This is a genomic window from Nostoc sp. T09, from assembly GCF_002154695.1.
Classification (GTDB): Bacteria; Cyanobacteriota; Cyanobacteriia; order Cyanobacteriales; family Nostocaceae; genus Aulosira.
Window position 1 is genome coordinate 60,260 of the sequence record NZ_MTAV01000221.1, and the last position, 22,401, is coordinate 82,660.

Here is a 22,401-nt window from a genome sequence, read left to right on the forward strand (position 1 = left end):
CCTTGACCATTGACCATTGATTATCTACCCTTGACTCTTTCCTGAGGAATAATCTCTGTTACTACCCTACCGCCAGTATTGCCACCTTTGACGACAATATTTTCTGTTTGCAGATTACCAACGGCTGTTTCCCCAGTAAAATTTAATGGTGGGTCAACTTGCCGATACACTACATTACCCTGCGCTTCGACTAATTTATTGTCTAAATACCAAGTTAATGTTCGCGATTTCAGAGACTGGCGACGCTGACCAATAGCATTGACATTGCCTGTTAAATAAACTGTTTTTTGCGGTATCTTCATTTCGCCTTGATTAGCGGTTACTGTCACATTTTCAGCCTGATGAAAGACACGTACAAGGGAATTTGTAGTCACAGTTTCGGCATTCATGTTCCAAGTCATAGAGTTACTAGCTATCTGCATTGGTGGGTCTAGTAATTCTAACTGGGCATTTTTTGTGACGGTGGCAATCTTAGTTTTCAGATTAATTTCCGTAGCATTTCCGCGACCACGGTCAGTAATTTGATTATTTTTGTACCGATCAATTTGTACAGGGCGATCGCCAATTAATTTTTCATCTTTGATCAGCCAAATTAAATGCTCAGTTCGCATTTGTAATTGCGGATCGGCAGAGTTTGCTACTACTCCACCAGAGAATTCCATGCGCTGTTGGCGAGTTTTGACTCGCGCTTCCTGCGCCACTGCTTGTAGTTGTTTATGAGTTCCGTTTAGCTGGTTACGAACAATCAATAAATCTTCGTTGGGACGCCATTCTAATTCATTACCTCGGAGCACAATGCCATTCCGAGGATCTGTAGCAACTATCTTCCCCTTAAGAAATAACTGCTTTCCATCTTCCTCGATGTCTGCCCGTTCGGCTTTAACTTGGTAGACTACTTGGCCATCTTGATATAATTCTCCATAGGGGTTTTCTGCCTGTCCAATTTGTTTTTCTTTGGTATATTTCGCTTCTTTAGCATTGACTTTCCAAATTGGTCGCCCCACTTCATCAAACTGTTCAAAAGCAACACCATAAAAAGTCAAATTGCTATCTGTGTTTTGCCCGGATGAACCCGAATTATTTGCTTGATTTTTAGAGGATTTACCGCTGCAAGCAACTAATCCTACTATCAATAACAATGTCAGAGAGAGGCAAAACCAATTGGCTTTAATTGGTGAAACATTGAGAAATTGCCATAAAAAGAATAGGGGGGAATGTATTTTAATTCCCCCCTGATTTCCTGGACCTCTTTTGTCTTGATCCTTGTCTGCTTCCTGCTTCATTAATCTTGAATTTCTAGATGTCCATCAGTATCTCTTGGGTCTTCTAAAAAGCCCATACCGGATAAAGGTCGGTATGGGTAGCTTTGGCGAGGGGTTTTTTGGATATCTTCTTTGATGGCTTCTAAGTCAATATAGCGATCGCTTACATTGATTAAGCTGTCGCTGGTCATTGAACGTAAACTTACCACCTCTACCCGCACACCCCGATAGCTAACTGAGTTCACCGCATAGGCCAAGTCCCCATCACCACTGACTAAGACTGCCGTATCATATGAATCTACTAAAGCCATCATATCTACTGCTATTTCTACATCCAGATTGGCTTTTTTTGAACCATCTGGTAGCTGGACTAAATCTTTAGCAATAACTCTGTAGCCATTGCGACGCATCCACAGCAAAAATCCTTGTTGTTTCTCGTTTGTCCGATCTACACCAGTGTAGAAAAAAGCGCGTAACAGCCTAGATCCGCCAGTTAATCGACACAGTAACTTAGTGTAATCAATTTCGATTCCTAGTTGCAGTGCGGCATAAAATAGATTTGAGCCATCAATAAATATAGCTACACGACCCCGATTCTCTAAAACTTGTTCCGGCGTAAATATCGAGTCATTTTCTAAATTATTCAACATTGATGTCATACCTCAGTTTTTATCCTTGTAATATTTGATACTAAAATTTTACTTCTTACATGCAAGTTAGAGCGATTTATGATAATCTACCGAAGCTAATCAGTGCAGCCCCGATCATTTTTTGACAGAATTAGAGATTAAGCAAAATCAAAAATTGAAAGAACTAATCGTTTTTTGGGGGTTCTATACGCTTAAAAATTGGTTGGGGTGTGCCCAACTGTTGTTTAGTTGATAGTAGCCCCCAAGTTGCATGAATATCGAAAGGTGTAGTAATTGAACTTTCTATTGGATCGTTAAAGTTAATTCCGAAGCCCAATTGCTGATAAATATCGCTACTGATATTCGGAATTATCGGGGACAACAGATAAGCTGCTAGTCTAACTGATTCTAGAACTGCATACAGCACTTTTTCCAATGTCTGCTGCTGTCCTTGCTTATATAATGACCAAGGGGCTTGTTCATCAATAAACTTATTGCTAGCTTGCACCAGCAACAGGATAGCCTCGCAGGCTTGATTGAAAGCCAGCATTTCGTAGGCATTTTTCACCTGTTCCCCTAAAGTTAATCCAATCGCTTTTAAAGGATTTTCAGCCGGAATGGCTTCATTGGCAATTGCTGGCACATTACCGGCGCAGTACTTCTTCACCATGTTCAGTGTCCGATTTAGCAAATTACCTAAATCATTTGCCAAATCTGCATTCAGAACATTAATGAATCTAACTTCATTAAAATCGCCATCTTTGCCAAATTCAATTTCCTTAAGAAAGTAATAACGAACGGCGTCACTACCATAGCGCTGGACTAGTTCTATGGGATCGAGGGTATTACCCAGACTTTTACCCATCTTCTGACCATCTTTAGTTAAAAAGCCATGTCCAAATACTTGCTCTGGCAATGGTAGGCCAGCACTAAGCAGCATCGCCGGCCAATAAACTGCATGGAAACGGAGAATATCTTTACCAATTAAGTGCAAGTTTATGGGCCACCATTTAGCTAAGGCATTTGCTAAAGTTGGTTCTGCATCTGGTTCTAACAATGCTGTTACATAACCCAGCAGTGCATCAAACCAGACGTAAAGAGTATGCTTGGGATCTACTGGTACAGGAAAACCCCAATCTAGATTCACCCGTGAAATCGAAAAGTCTTGCAACCCTTGATTCACAAAGTTGAGGACTTCGTTACGACGACTCACAGGCTGGATAAAATCCGGTCTAGACTGGTAAAGTTCTTGCAGTTGACTTTGGTATTTGGATAAGCGGAAAAAGTAGTTTTGTTCGTCTCGCCACTCCACTTCTTTGTTAGTATGAATCGGACAACGGTTGCCCTCTAGCAGTTCTCGTTCTTCTTTGAATTCTTCACAGGATACACAATACCAGCCTTTTTGTTGTCCCTGATAAATGTCGCCGCTCTCCCATACTCGCCCGAAAAATTCTTTGACAATTGCTTCATGGCGAGGATCGGTGGTCCGAATAAAGCGATGGTATTTAATATTTAGTATTTGCCACAGAGAAAGGAAAGCCGGAGATATTTCATCACAAAATTCTTGGGGAGCTTTCCCTAAATTTTCTGCTGAGCGTTGAATTTTCTGCCCGTGTTCATCTGTACCTGTGATCAGCAGCACTTGATGCCCTAAAAGCCTTTGAAACCGGGCTACTACATCAGCAGCCATTGTTGTATAAGCACTACCAACATGGGGAACATCGTTTACATAATATAGCGGAGTTGTCAGTGTAAATGTCTTTTCTTTTTTATTCACTAGATTCATGCAAAATAAAAAAACAACTTATTAAAACAGTTTATATCTTACTTTTGTGGGCAAAACCACGTAATTATATAACATTGCTAATTTTTTTTCAAATGCTACCTTAATATTAGCAAATCTCTAAAGACAGATTATTTTATGTTTTGTATAAAGCCAGCTAATTTCTCCCAATAGTTAAAAAATAGCTGCTAACAATAGTTAGTAAAGCTTTTGATTGCATTTGTTGTGGCTGGGAATACAGAAAATAGGACTCAGAAAATATAGTTAACTTTGAGAATTAAACATTTCTACCTTAAGACGGTCGTGGTAGTGGTGAAGAAATGTAATGTTAAGTCAAGATAAACTGCGATATTTTCTGAAAAAAATATATTGATTGCTATGAGTCTAAATAGCCCTCTGGAGATTTCTCGTTGGTCATTAGCGGCGCTATCAACGCGAATGTTTCGTTATTACGAGGATCGGATTCCTCAAGATGCTAGCGTGTTAGTCGTCAGCAATCACCGCAGCTTTATGGATGCCCTGATTTTAATGGCGGCGCTATCAAATCCAATTCGCTTTGCCTGCCATCACTATATGGGGCAAGTACCAATTATGCGGGAACTAGTTACAGGTCAGTTGGGGTGCTTTCCCTTAGATGATACTCATAAACGCCAGCAGAGCTTTTTTGCACAATCCCAACTGCTATTGCAGTCCAAGCAGATGGTAGGGGTGTTTCCAGAAGGAACCGAACCAATGGTAAAATTTACCCAGCCTCATGAGGTGGGTGAATTTCAGCGCGGATTTGCGCATTTGGCATTGCGAGCATCTGTGAGAGACTTAGCGATTTTGCCGATCGCGATCGCCTCCCTGGAGGAAGTAAACACCGCAGGTGTGCCTTTACGCTTATTAAGTTTGTTTGACCCTTCAGAAGCATTATTTAATCAACCAGGTTGGCATCCCTTGGTCATCTATCGTCGAGTCGCGGTGTTAATTGGCCGTCCATATTGGATTAAGCCCCAACAACAAAAACAATACCAAGGAAAACAAGCGAAAACTGTTGTTTCTGAACTGACAGAACACTGTCATTGTGAAATTGCCAGCTTGTTACGTCAGGGTTGTTATTAGGATATCTCATACTTTGGATGGATCAAGTATCTATCCCCAAAATAGTAGAGACGATATTTATACATTGCTTAAGCTATCTATCAGGCAGAGTGCAATGAGCAGATTGATTCTCATCTGGCAAAATTTGCTACTTTTTATATGTTGGAGGTTGAATCCTAAATTACTTAATTGAAAAAGTTTTATCTAACATGATTTTGGAGAATAAAGGCTGATTTATAGATAATTTTGACTGTTATTGCTAGATATTCACCGTTGCTATATATAGAAATCCGATTTGAATCGGAGAAATTACTTGTAGCGGTAGGGAACAGGAAAGAAGAGAAGTTCAAGTAGACGGAATTTGTTCAAAAATCAAATAGGAGTCAGATATCAAACCTAAAATTATTGACCTCTCATAGGCTAAATTTTATAAAATTAACAAAATAAATTGAAATTTGACAATGCTAGAAGTTGAGTTAAAGCCCTGTTTCCTTACGCCTAAACGCATACAGCCAGAGTATCCCCTGTTTGTGTATTTGCCAGGAATGGATGGAACGGGTCAACTATTGCGATCGCAAACTGCGGGATTGGAACTAGGTTTTGATGTCCGCTGTTTGGCGATCCCACGGCAAGACCTCACCACCTGGGATGTACTCACTAATAACGTATTAGACTTGATCCACGCCGAATTAGAAAAAAGTTCTCAGCGACCAGTTTATCTGTGTGGTGAGTCGTTCGGCGGCTGTTTAGCAATGAAAGTGGCTATCCAAGCACCGCAGTTGTTTAAACGGATTATCCTGATTAACCCAGCTTCTAGCTTTAAATTACGACCTTGGTTAAATTGGGCATCTCAACTAACTTACCTAGTGCATCCTTGCCTTTATGAAGTTGGCGCACTGGGGTTATTACCATTTTTAGCATCTTTACAACGGATGACAAGAAGCGATCGCCAAGAACTGCTAAAAAGTATGCGTTCGGTACCACCAGAAACAGTCCTCTGGCGATTGTCTTTACTCAGAGAGTTTCATGTGGAAGACGAACAGTTACGTCGCCTTTCACAACCGATTTTGCTGCTTGCTGGTGTCCAAGATCGACTTTTGCCTTCTGTAGATGAAGTCAGACGTTTAGCTAACATTTTACCCAACAGCAAGATGCTATTGCTGCCTCACAGCGGACACGCCTGTTTACTAGAGAGTGATACTAATCTCTATAAAATTATGCAGAATTATAATTTCTTGGAAAGTAATGCTGAGGTTATGCAAGCGGTAGAAGCTGGAAATAAAGTCAGATGAGGAGCAAAAAGTTTTAGTTCGGTATATCCAATCTGAAGCAGAAATTTATAATATTATCCAATCAATCTTTACTGCAACAAATTCCTACTATTCAGATAAGGGAGTATTTTATTTTTAACTAACGGCTTATCCTGATGGAAAGAGGTCAGGTTAAGCACAATTTGCTAAAACCAAAATAGCAAAGCTATACAATGAAGGTGCCCAGCAATGGCAGACAAACTCAATAACGCAATAGATAAAAAACTAAATAATTCCTCAACTGATAATACAAAAAAAGATAAACAATCATTTTTAGGATCTGTTGCTGAATCATTAAGCTGGGTAGCGGGGACAGCAGTTGATATAGGAGGATCTGCTGTTCAACAAACACACAAGCTAATTGAACAATCAACTCAAAATACCGGGAAGCTAGTGGATAGCCTCAGTCAAAATTGGCTGATTCGCAGATTATCTGGTGTTTTAAATCTAAATTGGTTGATTGGGGCTAGTGACAATGTTGATTTGCAAAAAGCACAAGAGACAGTCAACAAACTAAAACAAGAATATCCCCAGGAATCACCAAGCCAAATTTCCCACAGAATTATGGTGGAAAAAGCCACTCAAGCAGGCGGAATTGGTTTAGCAACTAGTATTTTGCCAGGAATAGCGGCGGCTTTATTGGCAATTGATTTGGCGGCGACAACACAATTGCAATCAGAAATGCTTTATCAAATAGCAGCCGCTTATGGACTAGATTTAAAAGAGCCTGCGCGTAAAGGCGAAGTTTTAGCAATTTTTGGTCTAGCTTTGGGTGGTAGTCGTCTGTTGAAAGCTGCGGGATTGGGCTTGCTACGAAATGTGCCCTTTGCTGGCGCGGCGATCGCTGCTAGTTCCAATGCGACGATGATTTATTCATTGGGGTATGCTGCTTGCCGATTTTATGAAGCGAAGTTAGATGAATCAACTTCCCTCACTTCTAAAGAGACATTGGCGACATTAAAACAACAAAGTGAAAAGTACTTAGAAACAGCGATCGCACAAGAAGCGATCATGGATCAAATCTTAGTACACATGATCCTCGCCAGTCATCCAGACAAGACTTGGTCAGAAATTCGCCCAGAGTTGCAAGCCATCAACCTGAGTGAACATTCATTACAACAGATTTCCGAAAATATCAAATCACCCCAGCCTTTAGATAGCTTGCTAGATCGACTCAATCGTGATTTTGCCATACCTTTGTTAGCGCAATGTCAAAAAATTGCTGAAATTAACGGTGAAACTACAGAGTTAGAGCAAAATATAATGACTGCGATCGCTAATAAGTTTGATTTGGGGAAGGGAAAATAGGCAATAGACAATGGCGATGTCTACGACGGGCTAAGCTTACACTGTTTTGAATATATAAAATTCTCAAATGAGTTAGCAAACACGGAAATTGAGAAAGCAAAATGCCTTTTTACTTGCGGAAAACACCAAAATGAGAAAGCATTTAGGCATTTTAGGTAAGCAAAATGCCTTTTTACTTGCGGAAAACACCAAAATGAGTGCGTGATTTACCAAAATGAGAAAGTGTTTAGGCATTTTGAGAAAGCAATATGGCTTTTTACTTGCGGAAAACACCAAAATGAGTAAGCATTTAGGCATTTTGAGTAAGCATTTTAGATAAATGAGTAAGCAGAAAGGCAAAATGAGTTAGTTTTTTCAATAAACTATGAAGTTATCGGTTTTTTGGATGATTAAAATCGACTTTATATATTTTTTTGATGAAAATACCAAAAGAGCGATCGCAAAAACAGATCGCCTGTGTTGGCGATCGCTACAACCCCGTAGGGGAAGTCAAAAGTCAAAAATAATAATTGAGTTACAGCTACTTTTTTCAACCTCGCACCATCAAATTTAGGCATTTTTAATTAAGTTAAATTTCTATAATTGCCAGTATATCTACTTAATAGCGGCTCTACCGCATAAATGCTCTTTGATATATCTACATATAGATTGCCGTAGATTCCAGCTACAAAGCCACTCAAGCTGGCGTATTGGGTGAGGTTTTGCATCGTGCATAGTCAAAGCCTATTCCCCAATCCCTGACAGCACGAACAGAGAATTTTACGCAATACTGGTACAAGAACTTTTACACAAAATCCAAAAATGGTAATTCGACCGAGTGATACGCCGCTTTTAGAATGGGCAGGAGATACTTTAGCGATTGGATTATTTGAAGAGGCAGTAGAGTTAACTGGTGAACTGGCGACTTTAGATGGCAAGTTTGCCGGAATTTTAAAAGAACTAATTGCTGAAGAGGAATTTAAAGGTAAAGCCAATAGCACTATTTTTACGCGGATAGCTGCTAGTACTCCTGTAAAAAAAGTGATTATCGTGGGTTTGGGGAAAGCCGACTCACTAAAATTAGATTCTTTGCGGCGTGCTGCTGCGGCTGTAGGCCGAGTAGCCAAAAAGCAAAAAAGTAAAGTTTTAGGGTTTAGTTTTCCATTATTGAACAACGATCCGGCGGCAACTGCCCAAGCGATCGCCGAAGGTGTGCAACTGGCGCTTTACCAAGATCTCCGTTTTAAATCAGAACCCGAAGATAAAGGCTCACAAGTAGAAACCATAGATTTACTAGGGTTTGGCGGGCAAGAAGCAGCGATTAACCGCGCCAATCAAATAGTTTCTGGGGTAATTTTGGCCAGAGAGTTGGTAGCAGCTCCGGCAAACGCTGTTACCCCGATTACTATGGCAGAAACTGCCCAAGCGATCGCTAAAGATCATGGTTTGCAATTAGAAATACTAGAACGCGAAGATTGTGAAAAGTTGGGCATGGGTGCCTTTTTAGGAGTCGCCCAAGCTTCTGATTTGCCTCCTAAATTTATTCACCTAACCTACAAGCCAGAAGGCACACCGACACGCAAACTAGCAATTATTGGTAAAGGCGTAACCTTTGACTCCGGCGGACTCAATATTAAAGGCGCTGGTAGTGGCATTGAAACTATGAAAATGGATATGGGTGGTGCAGCTGCAACTTTAGGTGCAGCCAAAGCAATTGCCCAAATTAAGCCAAGTGTCGAAGTTCACTTTATCTCAGCCGTGACCGAGAACATGATTAGCGGTCATGCGATGCACCCAGGCGACATCCTAAAAGCGTCGAACGGCAAAACTATTGAAGTGAATAATACCGACGCTGAAGGGCGTTTGACTCTAGCCGATGCCTTGGTATATGCCGAGAAATTAGGAGTAGATGCGATCGTTGATTTAGCAACCCTAACTGGTGCCAACGTCATCGCCCTAGGTGATGATATTGCAGGTTTGTTTACTCCTGATGATGCTGTAGCTTCCCAACTAGAAAAAGCTGCGGCATCATCAGGAGAAAAAATTTGGCGGATGCCAATGGAAGAAAAGTATTTTGAAGGGCTGAAGTCTGGGATTGCGGATATGAAGAATACAGGTCCCCGCCCAGGAGGTGCGATTACTGCGTCCCTTTTCCTCAAGCAATTCGTCAAAGATACCCCTTGGGCACACTTAGATATTGCTGGTCCTGTGTGGTCAGATAAAGAAAATGGATACAACGGACCAGGGGCAACCGGTTTCGGTGTGAGAACCCTCGTTGACTGGGTACTGAGTCCAGTTGAGTAGGTAATTGGGCATGGGGCATGGGTAAGAGTGGGAAATAGGGAAGAAAACTCCCCACACTCCCCACACCCCCTTCTCCCCCTTGCCCCCCTCTCCCATCCCCCCAAATCCCCGCCAATTCATGTTATCTTGGGCTTGCCAGAACCTCTTGCATAGTGGGAAGAGTAATTTGGCAGTCTAAATGTTCCGATTTTTCGGCAAAGCCATCTGGTAAAATTTGTAAGGTTTCTAAAAGCTCTAAGCAATGGGATCGACTGGCGTAAGGATCGCAATTGACGCAATGGGAGGGGATCATGCACCCGGTGAAATCGTAGCTGGCGCAATCCGAGCACGAGAAGAATTGGGTGTAAAAGTCCTGTTGGTGGGTGATCCCCAACAAATTGAAGCTGCCCTGCCACCAAAAACAAGTCTGGCGCAGGTAGAGATCGTTCCTGCTGAGGAAGCGATCGCAATGGATGAGGAGCCTTTAAACGCAGTTAGACGCAAACGTAAGGCTTCAATTAATGTGGCGATGGATCTGGTGAAGCAGCAGCAAGCAGATGCTGTGTTCTCAGCCGGACACTCTGGGGCAGCTATGGCCTCCGCTTTGCTCCGCCTAGGAAGATTGCCAGGAATTGACCGCCCAGCAATTGGGACAGTTTTTCCCACTATTAAAGCTGGCAAGCCAGTATTAATACTTGATGTTGGTGCAAATGTAGACTGCCGTCCGAAATTTTTAGAGCAGTTTGCTGTCATGGGTTCGGCGTATAGTCAGTACGTGCTGGGTACACCCGAACCAAAAGTAGGTTTGTTGAACATCGGCGAAGAAGACACTAAAGGTAATGAAGTGGCTCTGCGCGCCCACCAACTCCTACGAGAAAATACTCAAATTTCTTTTATCGGGAATGCAGAAGGACGTGATGTACTTTCTGGCAACTTTGATGTGATTGTCTGTGATGGCTTTGTCGGCAATGTGTTGTTGAAATTTGCTGAAGCCGTGGGAGAAGTGATTTTACAAATCTTGCGGGAAGAACTACCCCAAGGATTGCATGGTCAAATTGGCACAGCAATTTTAAAACCAAACCTCAAAAGGATTAAGCAGCGGATGGACCACGCGGAACATGGCGGTGCTTTGCTTTTAGGTGTGGACGGAATTTGTCTTATTGGTCACGGTAGCTCACAAGCACCTTCAATTTTTAATGCAATTCGCATAGCCAAAGAAGCTGTAGACAACCAGGTACTACAAAGAATCCGGTCCCAGTATGAAGCCCTACAGCGTGATAGTGGTTAGCAATCAGCCAAAAGACAGCAATCAAAGGCACAAAAAGTGTGATTAGTCAATAGTTAATGACTAAACGCTGATAGGTGATAGTTCGGGAGACTAGGAGTGCATAAGTTAGGCATAGCAATTACCGGAAGTGGCTCGGCAGTACCAGAAACTTCCCTAGACAACGCAGCGCTGACTGAACTGGTTGAAACATCAGACGAATGGATCGCGACCAGAACAGGAATTCGCCAAAGACGCTTGGCCCTGCCAACAGAGTCTTTGAGTGTACTCGCAGCTAACGCCAGTCGTCAAGCGATCGCATCTGCTGGAATTACAGCAGGAGATATTGATCTAATTCTCTTGGCAACCTCTACCCCTGATGATCTGTTTGGCAGTGCTTGTCAAATTCAGGCTGAATTAGGAGCGACCAAAGCCGTAGCCTTTGACTTGACTGCTGCCTGTTCGGGCTTTGTATTTGGACTAGTAACTGCTGCCCAATACATTAGAACAGGCGTTTTTCAAAATGTACTTTTGATAGGGGCAGATATCCTCTCTCGCTGGGTAGATTGGCAAGACCGCCGTACCTGTGTATTGTTCGGTGATGGTGCCGGAGCAGTGGTGTTGCAGGCCAATGAAAGCGATCGCTTGCTAGGATTTACACTCAAAAGTGATGGTAGCCAAAACCACTACCTTAACCTTGCCTATCAAGCCTCTTCCCAAGAACTGATTCCAGGCGTGAATATCGGCCAAGGGAAATATCATCCCATTACGATGAATGGCAAAGAAGTCTACCGCTTTGCTGTGCAAAAGGTGCCAGAAGTCATCGACAAAACCTTATTTCAAGCTAACCTCACTATTGAGCAAATAGATTGGCTTCTCTTACACCAAGCTAACCAGCGAATTCTAGATGCTGTTGCTCAACGCCTCAATATTCCCAACGATAAAGTTATTAGTAATCTCGCCAATTATGGCAACACCTCTGCCGCCTCCATTCCGATTGCCTTAGATGAAGCAGTGCGGCAAGGCAAAATTAAACCCAATGACATTATTGCTGCGTCCGGTTTTGGTGCTGGACTTACATGGGGTGCAGCAATTTTTCAATGGGGAAGATAGTATTTTGTCATTTGTCATTTGTCATTTGTTAAGTAGATGAACAAAAATCTGGACAGTCAATAAATATCCCAAATTTTCTTGTGCTGCGAGCAAGATACCCGCTAATACTAAAGTACGGGCAAGACTTCGGTGTGAGCGCTGCCTATCTCACAAGATGGGATAATTTATTTCTGAGAGTTCCCGTAACAATCAATGACCAATGCCCAATGGCTAATGACAAATGACAAATGACGAATGACCAACGACTAACGACTATTGACCAATGACTAAAACTGCATGGGTGTTTCCTGGACAAGGTTCCCAAGTAACGGGAATGGGAACAGACTTATTAGATATACCTTCTGCTCGGGATAAATTTGCCCAAGCTGAGGCTATCTTAGGCTGGTCTGTCACAGACATTTGCCAAAGCGATGCCGAACAGCTATCACGCACTCTCTACACCCAGCCAAGTCTTTATGTAGTAGAAACCATTCTTGCCGACCTGATCCGCGAACGGGGCCACCAGCCAGATTTAGTAGCTGGTCACAGTTTAGGAGAATATATTGCTCTTTACATTGCTGGTATATTTGATTGGTCTGTTGGCTTACACTTAGTGAAGCGTCGTGCTGAACTAATGGATAGTGTTTCTGGTGGGATGATGGCGGCGCTGATGAACTTTGACCGCGAACAGTTGGACATGGTTATTGCTCAAACGCCCAATGTAGTGCTGGCCAATGATAACAGTCCTGCTCAGGTGGTCATTTCTGGTACTCCCGAAGCTGTACAGGCGGTAATGTCCCAAGTTAAAGCCAAGCGCGCTATCCCTTTAAAAGTTTCTGGAGCTTTTCACTCCCATTTAATAGCAGCTGCGGCTATGGAATTCCAAGAGATTCTCGAATCTGTGCAATTTCAGCCAGCTATTGTACCAGTAGTCTCTAATGTAGAACCAATAGCAACTGTTGATCCAGAGATTTTAAAGCAGCATCTAATCAAACAAATGACTGGTTCAGTCAGATGGCGTGAAATTTCTTTGCTGCTTCCAACCCAGGGTATTGAACGAGTAGTGGAAATTGGCCCGGGTAACGTGCTAACTGGTTTGATTAAACGTACTAGTCCTGGTTTAATCTTAGAAAACGTCCGTAATGCCACTGAGTTGCCTGTTTAGGTACTGGGGAAGAGAGGCTGGGAAGGGGACATAGAGAATAACTAATGACAACTGACAAATAACAAATGAACAGAAGCCGTGAACCATTGATTAGTCTGGCACTGTATCACGCTTTTAAGTGGTCAGTGGTCAGCCCTATGCTACATGCTTACTTTCGAGTCCAGATTCATGGTGCCGAAAATGTGCCTCAATCTGGGCCATTACTGGTAGTGAGTAATCATGCTAGTTACTTCGACCCGCCAATTGTCTCCAATTGTGTACTACGTCCCGTGGCGTACATGGCAAAGGAGGAGTTATTTCATGTCCCGGTTTTGGCGCAAGCAATTAAATTGTACGGTGCTTACCCTGTAAGTCGAGGCGCAGCCGATCGCACTGCCATCCGTTCAGCTTTAGAGTGTATTAATAATGGTTGGGCTGTAGGTGTTTTCTTGCAAGGTACTCGCACACCAGATGGTCGCATTACAGACCCTAAAAGAGGTGCAGCCCTGTTGGCAGCTAAGGCAAAAGCACCCATATTACCAGTTAGTTTATGGGGTACTGAAGGGATTTTACAAAAAGGCTCGACTATGCCGCGTGCAGTTCCCATAACTGTCAGGATTGGTCAGGTAATTGATGCACCTACTTCTACAAATAAAGAGGAATTACAAGCCTTTACACAAAAATGTGCAGATGTGATTAACCAGATGCATGATTTAGGGCGATGACTCAAAAAATCGAGAAAATCTACTGAAGGGAGGTAGCGATCGCTCTTAGGTTTCTGTACGTTTAAAGACAATGCCTTTTGTGAATTCCTTATGAGCGGCTTTGAAGCCAAAAATTTTTGGCACAGATTGAATAATCTAGCGTTAGTCCGCTTTTTGCTTTTAGTAGCTTCTGGTTGGGCTATTATACAGCTTTTAGCATACTTTCAAGGGGTGATTGTTATTTTTACATTCGCCGCTATTTTAGCTTTTTTACTCAGCTATCCTGTACAATGGCTGCGACGTTTTTTGCCCCACGGTTTCGCAGTTCTTGTAGTTTTCTTACTCAGCATTGTGGTGCTTGGGGGAATAGCAATCACCTTAGGTTTAGCAGTTTTATCTCAAGGACAACAACTAATCGATAGCGTCACTAATTTTTTAAATTCTTTAGCACCTTTAATTGAGAGATTAGAAAACTTTTTACGTAGCCGGAATCTGCAAATAGATTTAGACTTTATTCAAGAGCAGTTACGCAATCAAGCAATAAACAGTCTGGTAAATAGCCTGGCTATTTTACAACAATTTCTGACAAATTTTGTAACTTTTATATTAATTGCTGTTGTTGCCTTCTTTATGCTTTTAGATGGAGAAAAAATTTGGCATTTAATTCTAAAAATAGTACCAAGGCAGCGACGCAGTAGATTTACTAATGTAATAAAAAGCAGTTTTCTAGGCTTCTTTCGAGGTCAGTTGTTATTAACGTTGTTTTTAACTAGTGCTACATTGCTTGTATTTTTACTTTTAAATGTGCCTTTTGCCTTGCTTTTATCAGTGGTAGTCGGGTTACTTGATGTTATTCCTGGTATAGGAGCAACATTAGGAGTTAGTACGGTAACTTTAATTGTATTATCTCAAAATGTTTGGCTAGCATTAAAAGTATTTGTGGCTTGCATTGTACTACAGCAAATCCAAGATAATTTAATTGCGCCGCGAATTATGCAAGGTGCCCTGAATTTAAATCCGATAGTAGTTTTTTTTGCTTTGCTAGTAGGTGCGAGAGTAGCAGGTTTGTTAGGTATTTTTATTTCTATTCCTATAGCTGGAGTAATTGTATCTTTGTTTGAAATTGAGGAGATGCAAGCAGAAGTTGAGTAATTAGTTATTAGTCGTTAGTCATTAGTCCTTGGTTGCAAAAAATGTACAATGAAACTTAGGCTGATAAAAAAATTGAGAAATTATGCCGGATTTAAGAACGGAATTAGCAGCAAATTTAGATGAAGCAGAGTGGGAATGGCTAATTCCTCATGTCAAAAGGGATGCAGTGATTGTAGTAGCGCTGGGGCTAGGCTTGTTGGATGTCGGAGTAGCGATCGCTAGTGATAATATTCCACAAGTGCAACTATGGATTGATGAACAATTGATTACCAAACCCACCACCGAACAGTTAGGAGAGTGGAATGGTAATCCTCAAAAGCGGTTTCAAACACTTATTGTCCAGCCCTATGTTTTAGCACAAGAAATAGTGGATACTTCCGATGCATTGTAGGGTATGTTATGCCAAAGGCTAACGCACCTTGAATTGTTGATGGTACGTTGCACTAAAGCGAATAGGAATAAAATGAACCACAGATAAACACAGATAGATATCGATGTTTATCTGTGGTTGAATTTTCATTAAACTAAAGCTTTCAATAAAGCCTGAAGTTTCAGTTGAACTTCTGCAAATTCTTTTTCAGGATCGGAACCTGCAACGATACCAGCGCCTGCATACAATCTAGCGCGATCGCCATCTATCAGTGCTGAACGAATTCCCACAATAAACTCGCAGTTACCTTCAGAGTCTACCCAACCCAAGGGTGCAGCATATAAACCCCTTTCAAAGTTTTCGTAACGACGAATTTCTGCACAAGCAATATCTCTCGCTGCACCGGCTACAGCTGGTGTAGGATGCAATTGAGCGACAATTTTTAAAGGATGTACGTTAACCGGGACTATTGCGCTAATTGGTGTCCATAAATGCTGAATATTAGATAATTGTCGCAGGCGGGGTGGTAGTACCTGGGGTAATAAACCTATCTGAGATAGGCGTTGAGTAATGAAATCAATTACAAGAGAATGCTCGTGCTTTTCTTTTTGACTATTTATTAAACGATTAGCATTAGCTGCATCTTCAGCAGGTGTTTTACCTCGTGGCGCAGAACCTGCTAAAGCATCAGTAATTAACTGTTGCTCATGAATACTGATTAAGCGTTCTGGACTAGCTCCAATAAAGTTTTGTCCTTTGCCGTTACTTGTAGAGAATATATAGCAATTGGGATGGATTTGTCGAAGATTATTTAAAGATTTAAATAAGTTAAAATTGTTGCTTGAGCTAATATCTAGGGCATCTGCTAAAACAATTTTAGTCAAATGATTAGCATGTATTTTTTCTAAAGCAGATGATACAGCGCGTTTAAATTGAGCAGCGTTGGTAACGGATTTTTTGCTAAGATTTGCCGGAAAATTGTCAATATTTGGGGAATAATATTTTAAAGCATTGATAGTTTCGATTTTGTTAAATAGAGTTTGGATTAATCTAGAGATATTAGCGCTAGCATTAATAATTGAATTCATTACTAAAATACAGCGCTTATTTTTTACAGCTATTTGCCAATGTGGTAGAAAAATTGTAGCTGAAGGAAAGGGATAATCTGCTTGATAATTTTGATGAAAAAAGCTGAAGTAACAGAAAAAGTGAGGGCCTGAAAACGGTTGATTTTTGTTGCCGAAACTAATTATATTTTTTAGAGAATTTTTGATAAAATACTCAGCCTTACTAAATCGCTCAGTACCATCAATATGTAATTCAGCTATAGGATCAATGGCAGCGATCGCTTCTCCTTTACCCTTATTCTCAAAATAAAAATTTACCTCATTAACTTGGGCAAGCTTTTCTAATACAACTAAAGGGTCAACTAAGTCAATTTCTAGAGAAATACTCACAATTTGCCTACTATTATTTTTGAGGCAATTTTCCTGAACTGCTACCAGAAATTGGTAGAGGTCTTTGCGATCTACAAAGAGGTTGTTGCGACATGGTGAAACTGTCATGGATCTAGTAATAGTAAATTTTTTTTAAGTTATCTTCCTAAAGTGCAATTAAACATGGTCGTATTTCTACAGGTAACATATTAAGTCGCCATTTCACCAGAGTATGGTTTGCCTTGTTTTTGGTGTTACAAGACCACGACAAGCCATGCTCAGTTTTATGCTGCAATTTGAGAATTATGTTTTCAGCAAAAGCAAAAGTTTTTTGCAAATCACCAACATCTGGTGTCTCTGAAAATAATAAAATCTAAAGTATGAGTAAGGTTCTGGCAATTTAGTTAATCACAACTGATGACTACAAAGCAGATTTTATATCCCAAAACCAAATTATGGATGGCAGCGATTAAACCGCCGATGTACAGCGTTGCCATTATGCCTATTTGGGTAGGAACAGCGGTAGCATTTGCAGAAACCAAAAATTTTCATGGAGCAGTATTTTCTACTTTTATTGCTGCTGCAATTTTAATTCTGGCGTGGGAAAATATTAGTAATGATGTCTTTGATTCTGAAACGGGAATCGACAAAAATAAACACCATTCACTGGTAAACTTAACTGGAAAAAAATTAGTAGTATTTTGGTTAGGAAATCTTTGCTTAGGTTTGGGGTTGCTGGGCATACTAGCGATCGCAACTTGGCAAAAAGACCTAACTGTAATCGGGATAATTCTGCTTTGCTGTGCTTTGGGCTATATGTACCAAGGACCTCCCTTTCGTTTAGGATACCAGGGTTTAGGCGAGATTCTGTGCTTTTTCGCTTTTGGTCCGTTAGCAGTCGGAGCAGCATATTACAGCCAAACCCAAGCTTGGTCAATGACGAGTTTACTAGCTTCGGTGATAGTCGGCATTGTCACCAGTTTAATTTTGTTTTGCTCCCACTTTCACCAGGTTGATGATGATATAGCCGCAGGTAAGCGATCGCCTATCGTCCGCCTGGGAACCCAAAAAGCATCTCAAGTTCTCACTTGGTTTACCGCAAGTATTTATCCCCTCACCTTGATTCTTGTTTTGTGGGGAATTTTCCCTGTCTGGACGCTTTTAAGTTGGCTAAGTTTACCCTTCGCTGTGAAGTTATGTCGTCATGTCCAAAAAAATCATAACCAACCAGATAAGGTGAATAATTGTAAATTTATCGCCGTAGCTGTACATTTTTGGGCTTGTTTGCTGTTGGGTGTGGGATTTGTGCTTTAGCTTTTATTTCACCCATACACACGAAGTGGCTTCCCGTTCGATGAAGTCGTTCCCGAAGGGTAGGGTAGGCGCAAAGAATTAGGTAGCGTGACTTACAGATTTGAATTTCGTCCGATAGCGCGAAGATTTTTGCGATCGCTTACCACCAGTCATGGTAATTGGGATATCCGCGAAAGTATTATTCTTCGACTGATTGATGAAACAGGTAGAGATGGATGGGGAGAAATTGCCCCGATTAGCTGGTTTGGTTCTGAAACTCTCGAACAAGCTTTAGATTTTTGTCACCAAGTACCGCAGGAAATCACAGAGGAGACAATCTTCTCGATTTCCGATTATTTACCCGCTTGTCAATTTGGTTTTGAGTCAGCGTTTGAGGGACTAGGGAACTCGGGGTCCCCTCTGGGGATTAGGGGCAATGGGGGCTGGAGACTGGAGGGACAAACAGGACAAGGGAGAGTAATCAATTCCCAATGCCCAATGCCTTATAGTGGCTTATTACCAGCCGGGGAAGCGGCGTTAAATGCATGGCAAAAGCTGTGGCAGCAAGGATATCGCACCTTTAAATGGAAAATTGGTGTTTATGCGATCGCGCATGAACTGGAAATTTTTCACTTACTCATTCACAGCTTACCAGCCTCTACAAAGCTGCGATTAGACGCAAACGCTGGACTCAGCTATGAAGAAGCTCAGTTATGGCTAGAGAATTGCGACAAATTCCCCGCAAATATTGAATTTATCGAACAACCGCTAGCTGTTGAGCAATTAGAGGCAATGTTGCAGCTAAGTAAAGGTTATAGTACAGCGATCGCTTTAGATGAGTCTGTAGCTACACTCTCACAACTTACTCATGCTTATCAACAAGGGTGGCGAGAAATTTTTGTAATTAAGCCAGGGATAGCAGGTTCACCATCGCGGCTACGGCAGTTTTGCCGACAGCATAACATTGATGCTGTCTTTTCATCCGTTTTTGAAACTGCGATTGGTAGACAAGCAGCACTCCAGTTAGCAGCAGAATTATCTCAGCATAACCGGGCAGTTGGTTTTGGTATCAATCACTTGTTTGAAAAAGAAGAAGATACATGGCTTCAGAGTCTATGGCAACCTTAAACTATCTTAAAAAACTAGGCGATCGCGATTGGTTAATTGGTTGTAATAGCCTTCAATTACAGCAACTAACTGAAGAATTTTATTTGGAACTTATGCAGTTGTGTACATCAGGCACAACACCAAAAATTATTTTAGCTGAACGCCAACCCGAGCGATTTTTAGCAGGCTTTATTGCAGCTTGTGCAGCTAATTGTCCAGTCTTTCTTTGTAATCCCGATTGGGGAATACAAGAATGGCAACAGGTTTTTGATTTAGTCCAGCCAGACATTATTTGGCGAGATGGGGAGATAATTACAAATTCCAAATCACTTTTACTCTCTCACTCAGAACTCATTACTCACCACTCATCACTGATCATGATTCCCACAGGTGGCTCATCAGGGAAAATTAAGTTTGCCATCCACACTTGGGATACCCTGATGGCTTCTGTGCAAGGATTTCAAGAATATTTTCAGCTAAATTATATTAACTCTTTTTGTGTATTACCGCTTTATCACGTCAGCGGTTTAATGCAATTTATGCGTTCTTTTATTACTGGTGGGCAACTAGCTATTCTACCCTTTAAAACATTAGAATCTGGTAAAATATATAATTTTGAATATTCAAGTTTTTTCATATCTTTAGTTCCAACTCAGTTACAACGTCTCCTGCATAATCCAAAATTAACTGAGTGGATATCAGAATTTGAAACAGTCATGTTAGGCGGTGCACCAGCATGGGATGAACTGCTAGAAAAAGCCAGATTTCATGGCATTCGATTAGCACCCACCTATGGCATGACTGAAACCGCCTCTCAAATTGCTACCCTTAAACCTGATGATTTTCTGAATGGCAAAGTTAACTCTGGCCAAATTCTGCCTCATGCCCAAGTAGAAATTCGCAACCAGCAAGGCGAATTATTAAATAGCAATCATACAGGTAATATCACTATTCAAGCTAAATCTCTAGCCCTTGGTTACTATCCAAAATTATGGGAAAATCGGCATAATTTTCAAGTGGATGATGTTGGTTTTTTAGATACACAAGGTTATTTAAATATAATCGGACGTGATAGTGACAAAATAATTAGTGGAGGTGAAAACATTTATCCAGCAGAAATTGAATCAGCCATCAGAGCAACTCAAATGATTACTGACATTTGTGTAATTGGTATACCAGATAAACACTGGGGACAATTATTAACAGCAATTTATATCCCTAAAAAATCTTATACTTCATTAGAAATTAAAACTGCCCTTCAAAATAAAATCAGTAAATTTAAAATCCCTAAACATTGGCTTCCTGTCCCCAACTTACCCCGTAATTCTCAAGGTAAAATCAACCGCCAGCAACTACAGAAACTAGTAACTCACCAAAGCAGCTTGGCTGAGTGAACTTTTTACATAATTTCCCTGGACTTTCTTCTCTCTGCTTCCTCTGTGTCTCTGCGGTTTGTTTCCAACCAATTAACTATTTCAGCAGGTAATTCCTGCTTACTTCTACTACTCACATCAATACAAACGTGCCTAGTGATTGCCTTAGCAACTATCACCTCAGCAATAGCAATTTCGTAAGCGATTTCAAACTTCTCGCCACCTAATTTTTGTGGCATTAAACTCACTAACAACTTATCGCCACAAAAAATTGGGCGGAAAAAATCTACATTGGCATGAACAATCGGAAAAGCTACGGAAGGATTGCTAAAAAAAGCTTTTAAATCAATACCTGCTACTTCTAGAGATTCTTCATATGCTTCATGACAAATCCCTAAAATATTCGCAAAATACACTACCCCAGCAGCATCAGTATCTTGGAAGCGAACGCTACGGTTATAAGTGAATGGCATATTTGATGATTCAAAAATTTAAGCATAAAAAGAGCAGGCCATAAGCCTGCTCTACAGATTAATTTTACAGTAACTATTACAACAATTAGTTCAAGGGAGAGTAGATATCCTCAGAACTAGGATTGAGGTAAGGACGCTGCACATCAACTAAGTTTCTGGTAAAGTGTCGGTTGATTGACTGCATCCTCTCATCAAGAGCATTCTTACCTTTTTGCCAAGCTTCCAACAAACCATTAGCAACAATTTGACAGCGGTTCATACCAAAACTTTCCTGTGCCGCAAATTTTTTAATAGGTTCTTCGGCTAAACTCAGTCCTGGTGCCAAAAACTTTGTGAATAAGGGGATGTCAGGGTTAAAATGTGATTCATGTTCTGCATAGACACCTTGCAGAACTTCACGGATTGCTAAATAGTCATGACGTTCAAAGTAGAGTATCCCTGAGTCGTAGCGTCCGTATGCAGAGGGATTGAACGGAACCTGAAAGCTAAAAGGAATACCAGCCTCGTTGAGTTCCATTGTTAGACTATCCATGAGAGCGATCGCACCAAATGGTGTGATATTAAAATAGATTCGCCCTGCGCCTAAATCACTCTCTGGGTTGTCTTGTCGTTCCTGCCCGAAATTGCTAACTGCCAAGTAACAGCCGTTTTGCAGGCGATTTTTGGGCATCCAGATTGCCACCAAGTCACCAACTTTAGCAGATTGAGAATGGGGTTTAAGATGACAGTCAGGCTCGATGTATAATGTCAATCCGCCCTTGTTCACAGCCATGCTACCATCAGGTTCCTGCCGCAATACTTCCCAACTAGGGTCAAAATAACCTGTACCATGATTGCAGTTGTGCAGTCGTTCGTAAAATTCCCCATCAATCCCCAAAGTGGCATTGTTTTCTAAATTTTGGTGTGGCAGATGATGAGCAGTATCAGCATTGACTGCCAAAATGTTTTGCAGAGAGCCATTGTAATAGATACCGTAGAGGAAATTCCGCAATAGTAGAGTTAGATACTTATGCTGTAAATCTGCCGAATTTTGCTGAAATCTATCTGCTATTTTCGCGGGCAGGGCAAAGGGTTGATAATTGGGATGGTGAATACAAAAGTTTGACTCGATTTGGATATTACTAGCAATATCAAATAGAGAAGTCAGGGGTTGATGAACAGAAGAATATACCATTAGTTCAATAAAACCTCAAAATGCAAAATGGGAAATTAAACAACTAACAAGTAGCCAATAGCGTGACTTCCCTGATAAAAACTTAGGGGTATGAAGAGTTTATGGAAGATTCTGTGTGGGGAATAGAATAAAAATTTCAAATGCAAAAATACAATTTTGCATGGTTAATAGTTCGGCTTACT

Annotated in this window: 20 protein-coding genes; 13 read left to right on the plus strand and 7 right to left on the minus strand. The window is 41.1% G+C overall.

Annotation, left to right across the window (positions count from 1 at the left end):
• Positions 1-20 precede the first annotated feature (20 nt).
• The 3 genes from lptC to metG form a co-directional block, all read right to left on the minus strand.
• Positions 21-1,283: an LPS export ABC transporter periplasmic protein LptC gene (lptC, locus tag BV372_RS32755; protein ID WP_086691393.1), complete on the minus strand. Its 1,263-nt coding sequence runs from the start codon at positions 1,281-1,283 to the stop codon at positions 21-23.
• Positions 1,283-1,912 carry an NYN domain-containing protein gene (locus BV372_RS32760; protein WP_086691395.1) on the minus strand — a complete coding sequence of 210 codons (630 nt, stop codon included), beginning with the start codon at positions 1,910-1,912 and terminating at the stop codon, positions 1,283-1,285. Before BV372_RS32760 ends, lptC begins: the two co-directional genes overlap by 1 nt.
• Positions 1,913-2,075: 163 nt before the next feature.
• A complete protein-coding gene (metG, locus tag BV372_RS32765) occupies positions 2,076-3,677 on the minus strand; it encodes a methionine--tRNA ligase (RefSeq protein ID WP_086691397.1) in 1,602 nt (533 codons plus the stop codon).
• 375 nt (positions 3,678-4,052) lie between these two features.
• On the opposite strand from metG, the gene BV372_RS32770 reads away from it, so the two are divergent.
• From BV372_RS32770 to BV372_RS32780, 3 genes are all read left to right on the plus strand, one after another.
• On the plus strand, positions 4,053-4,778 hold the full coding sequence (locus BV372_RS32770) for a 1-acyl-sn-glycerol-3-phosphate acyltransferase (RefSeq protein WP_086691398.1): 726 nt from the start codon (positions 4,053-4,055) through the stop codon (positions 4,776-4,778).
• A gap of 440 nt (positions 4,779-5,218) precedes the next feature.
• On the plus strand, positions 5,219-6,049 hold the full coding sequence (locus BV372_RS32775; RefSeq protein ID WP_086691400.1) for an alpha/beta fold hydrolase: 831 nt from the start codon (positions 5,219-5,221) through the stop codon (positions 6,047-6,049).
• Positions 6,050-6,256: 207 nt separating this feature from the next.
• Complete coding sequence (locus tag BV372_RS32780) at positions 6,257-7,375, plus strand: EcsC family protein (RefSeq protein WP_086691402.1); 1,119 nt, start codon at positions 6,257-6,259, stop codon at positions 7,373-7,375.
• 401 nt (positions 7,376-7,776) lie between these two features.
• On the opposite strand, the gene BV372_RS36880 is transcribed toward BV372_RS32780, so the two are convergent.
• The gene (locus BV372_RS36880) at positions 7,777-7,932 is read right to left on the minus strand and encodes a hypothetical protein (protein WP_179198315.1); all 156 of its coding nucleotides are present in this window, start codon (positions 7,930-7,932) and stop codon (positions 7,777-7,779) included.
• Between the two features lie 244 nt (positions 7,933-8,176).
• Here BV372_RS36880 and BV372_RS32795 point away from each other — a divergent pair, with 244 nt between their 5' ends.
• The 7 genes from BV372_RS32795 to BV372_RS32825 all read left to right on the plus strand — a co-directional run bounded on the left by BV372_RS32795 (position 8,177) and on the right by BV372_RS32825 (position 15,384).
• Positions 8,177-9,658 (plus strand): leucyl aminopeptidase, encoded by a 1,482-nt coding sequence (locus tag BV372_RS32795; protein WP_086691406.1) that lies wholly within the window; start codon positions 8,177-8,179, stop codon positions 9,656-9,658.
• A 241-nt stretch (positions 9,659-9,899) separates the two neighbouring features.
• The gene (plsX, locus tag BV372_RS32800; RefSeq protein WP_086691408.1) at positions 9,900-10,925 is read left to right on the plus strand and encodes a phosphate acyltransferase PlsX; all 1,026 of its coding nucleotides are present in this window, start codon (positions 9,900-9,902) and stop codon (positions 10,923-10,925) included.
• A gap of 96 nt (positions 10,926-11,021) precedes the next feature.
• A complete protein-coding gene (locus BV372_RS32805; RefSeq protein ID WP_086691410.1) occupies positions 11,022-12,014 on the plus strand; it encodes a beta-ketoacyl-ACP synthase III in 993 nt (330 codons plus the stop codon).
• A 262-nt stretch (positions 12,015-12,276) separates the two neighbouring features.
• Positions 12,277-13,158, plus strand: a complete 882-nt coding sequence (gene fabD, locus BV372_RS32810) for an ACP S-malonyltransferase (RefSeq protein WP_086691412.1) — start codon at positions 12,277-12,279, stop codon at positions 13,156-13,158.
• A 65-nt stretch (positions 13,159-13,223) separates the two neighbouring features.
• Complete coding sequence (locus BV372_RS32815) at positions 13,224-13,862, plus strand: 1-acyl-sn-glycerol-3-phosphate acyltransferase (RefSeq protein WP_086691414.1); 639 nt, start codon at positions 13,224-13,226, stop codon at positions 13,860-13,862.
• Between the two features lie 90 nt (positions 13,863-13,952).
• On the plus strand, positions 13,953-14,993 hold the full coding sequence (locus BV372_RS32820) for an AI-2E family transporter (RefSeq protein ID WP_086691416.1): 1,041 nt from the start codon (positions 13,953-13,955) through the stop codon (positions 14,991-14,993).
• Between the two features lie 82 nt (positions 14,994-15,075).
• Positions 15,076-15,384, plus strand: a complete 309-nt coding sequence (locus BV372_RS32825) for a DUF2288 domain-containing protein (protein ID WP_086691418.1) — start codon at positions 15,076-15,078, stop codon at positions 15,382-15,384.
• A gap of 128 nt (positions 15,385-15,512) precedes the next feature.
• Here BV372_RS32825 and BV372_RS32830 read toward each other — a convergent pair whose 3' ends face one another.
• Positions 15,513-16,928 (minus strand): isochorismate synthase MenF, encoded by a 1,416-nt coding sequence (locus tag BV372_RS32830; RefSeq protein WP_086691420.1) that lies wholly within the window; start codon positions 16,926-16,928, stop codon positions 15,513-15,515.
• 288 nt (positions 16,929-17,216) lie between these two features.
• On the opposite strand from BV372_RS32830, the gene menA reads away from it, so the two are divergent.
• The 3 genes from menA to BV372_RS32845 all read left to right on the plus strand — a co-directional run bounded on the left by menA (position 17,217) and on the right by BV372_RS32845 (position 20,593).
• The gene (gene menA / locus BV372_RS32835) at positions 17,217-18,113 is read left to right on the plus strand and encodes a 2-carboxy-1,4-naphthoquinone phytyltransferase (protein ID WP_086691422.1); all 897 of its coding nucleotides are present in this window, start codon (positions 17,217-17,219) and stop codon (positions 18,111-18,113) included.
• Between the two features lie 87 nt (positions 18,114-18,200).
• Positions 18,201-19,220 (plus strand): o-succinylbenzoate synthase, encoded by a 1,020-nt coding sequence (locus tag BV372_RS32840; protein ID WP_086691424.1) that lies wholly within the window; start codon positions 18,201-18,203, stop codon positions 19,218-19,220.
• A complete protein-coding gene (locus BV372_RS32845; protein ID WP_256973595.1) occupies positions 19,193-20,593 on the plus strand; it encodes a 2-succinylbenzoate--CoA ligase in 1,401 nt (466 codons plus the stop codon). Before BV372_RS32840 ends, BV372_RS32845 begins: the two co-directional genes overlap by 28 nt.
• 5 nt (positions 20,594-20,598) lie before the next feature.
• Here BV372_RS32845 and BV372_RS32850 read toward each other — a convergent pair whose 3' ends face one another.
• Together BV372_RS32850 and BV372_RS32855 are read right to left on the minus strand one after the other, a co-directional pair.
• Positions 20,599-21,045, minus strand: a complete 447-nt coding sequence (locus BV372_RS32850) for a thioesterase family protein (protein ID WP_086691428.1) — start codon at positions 21,043-21,045, stop codon at positions 20,599-20,601.
• 85 nt (positions 21,046-21,130) lie between these two features.
• On the minus strand, positions 21,131-22,219 hold the full coding sequence (locus BV372_RS32855; protein ID WP_086691430.1) for a T3SS effector HopA1 family protein: 1,089 nt from the start codon (positions 22,217-22,219) through the stop codon (positions 21,131-21,133).
• Positions 22,220-22,401 lie beyond the last annotated feature (182 nt).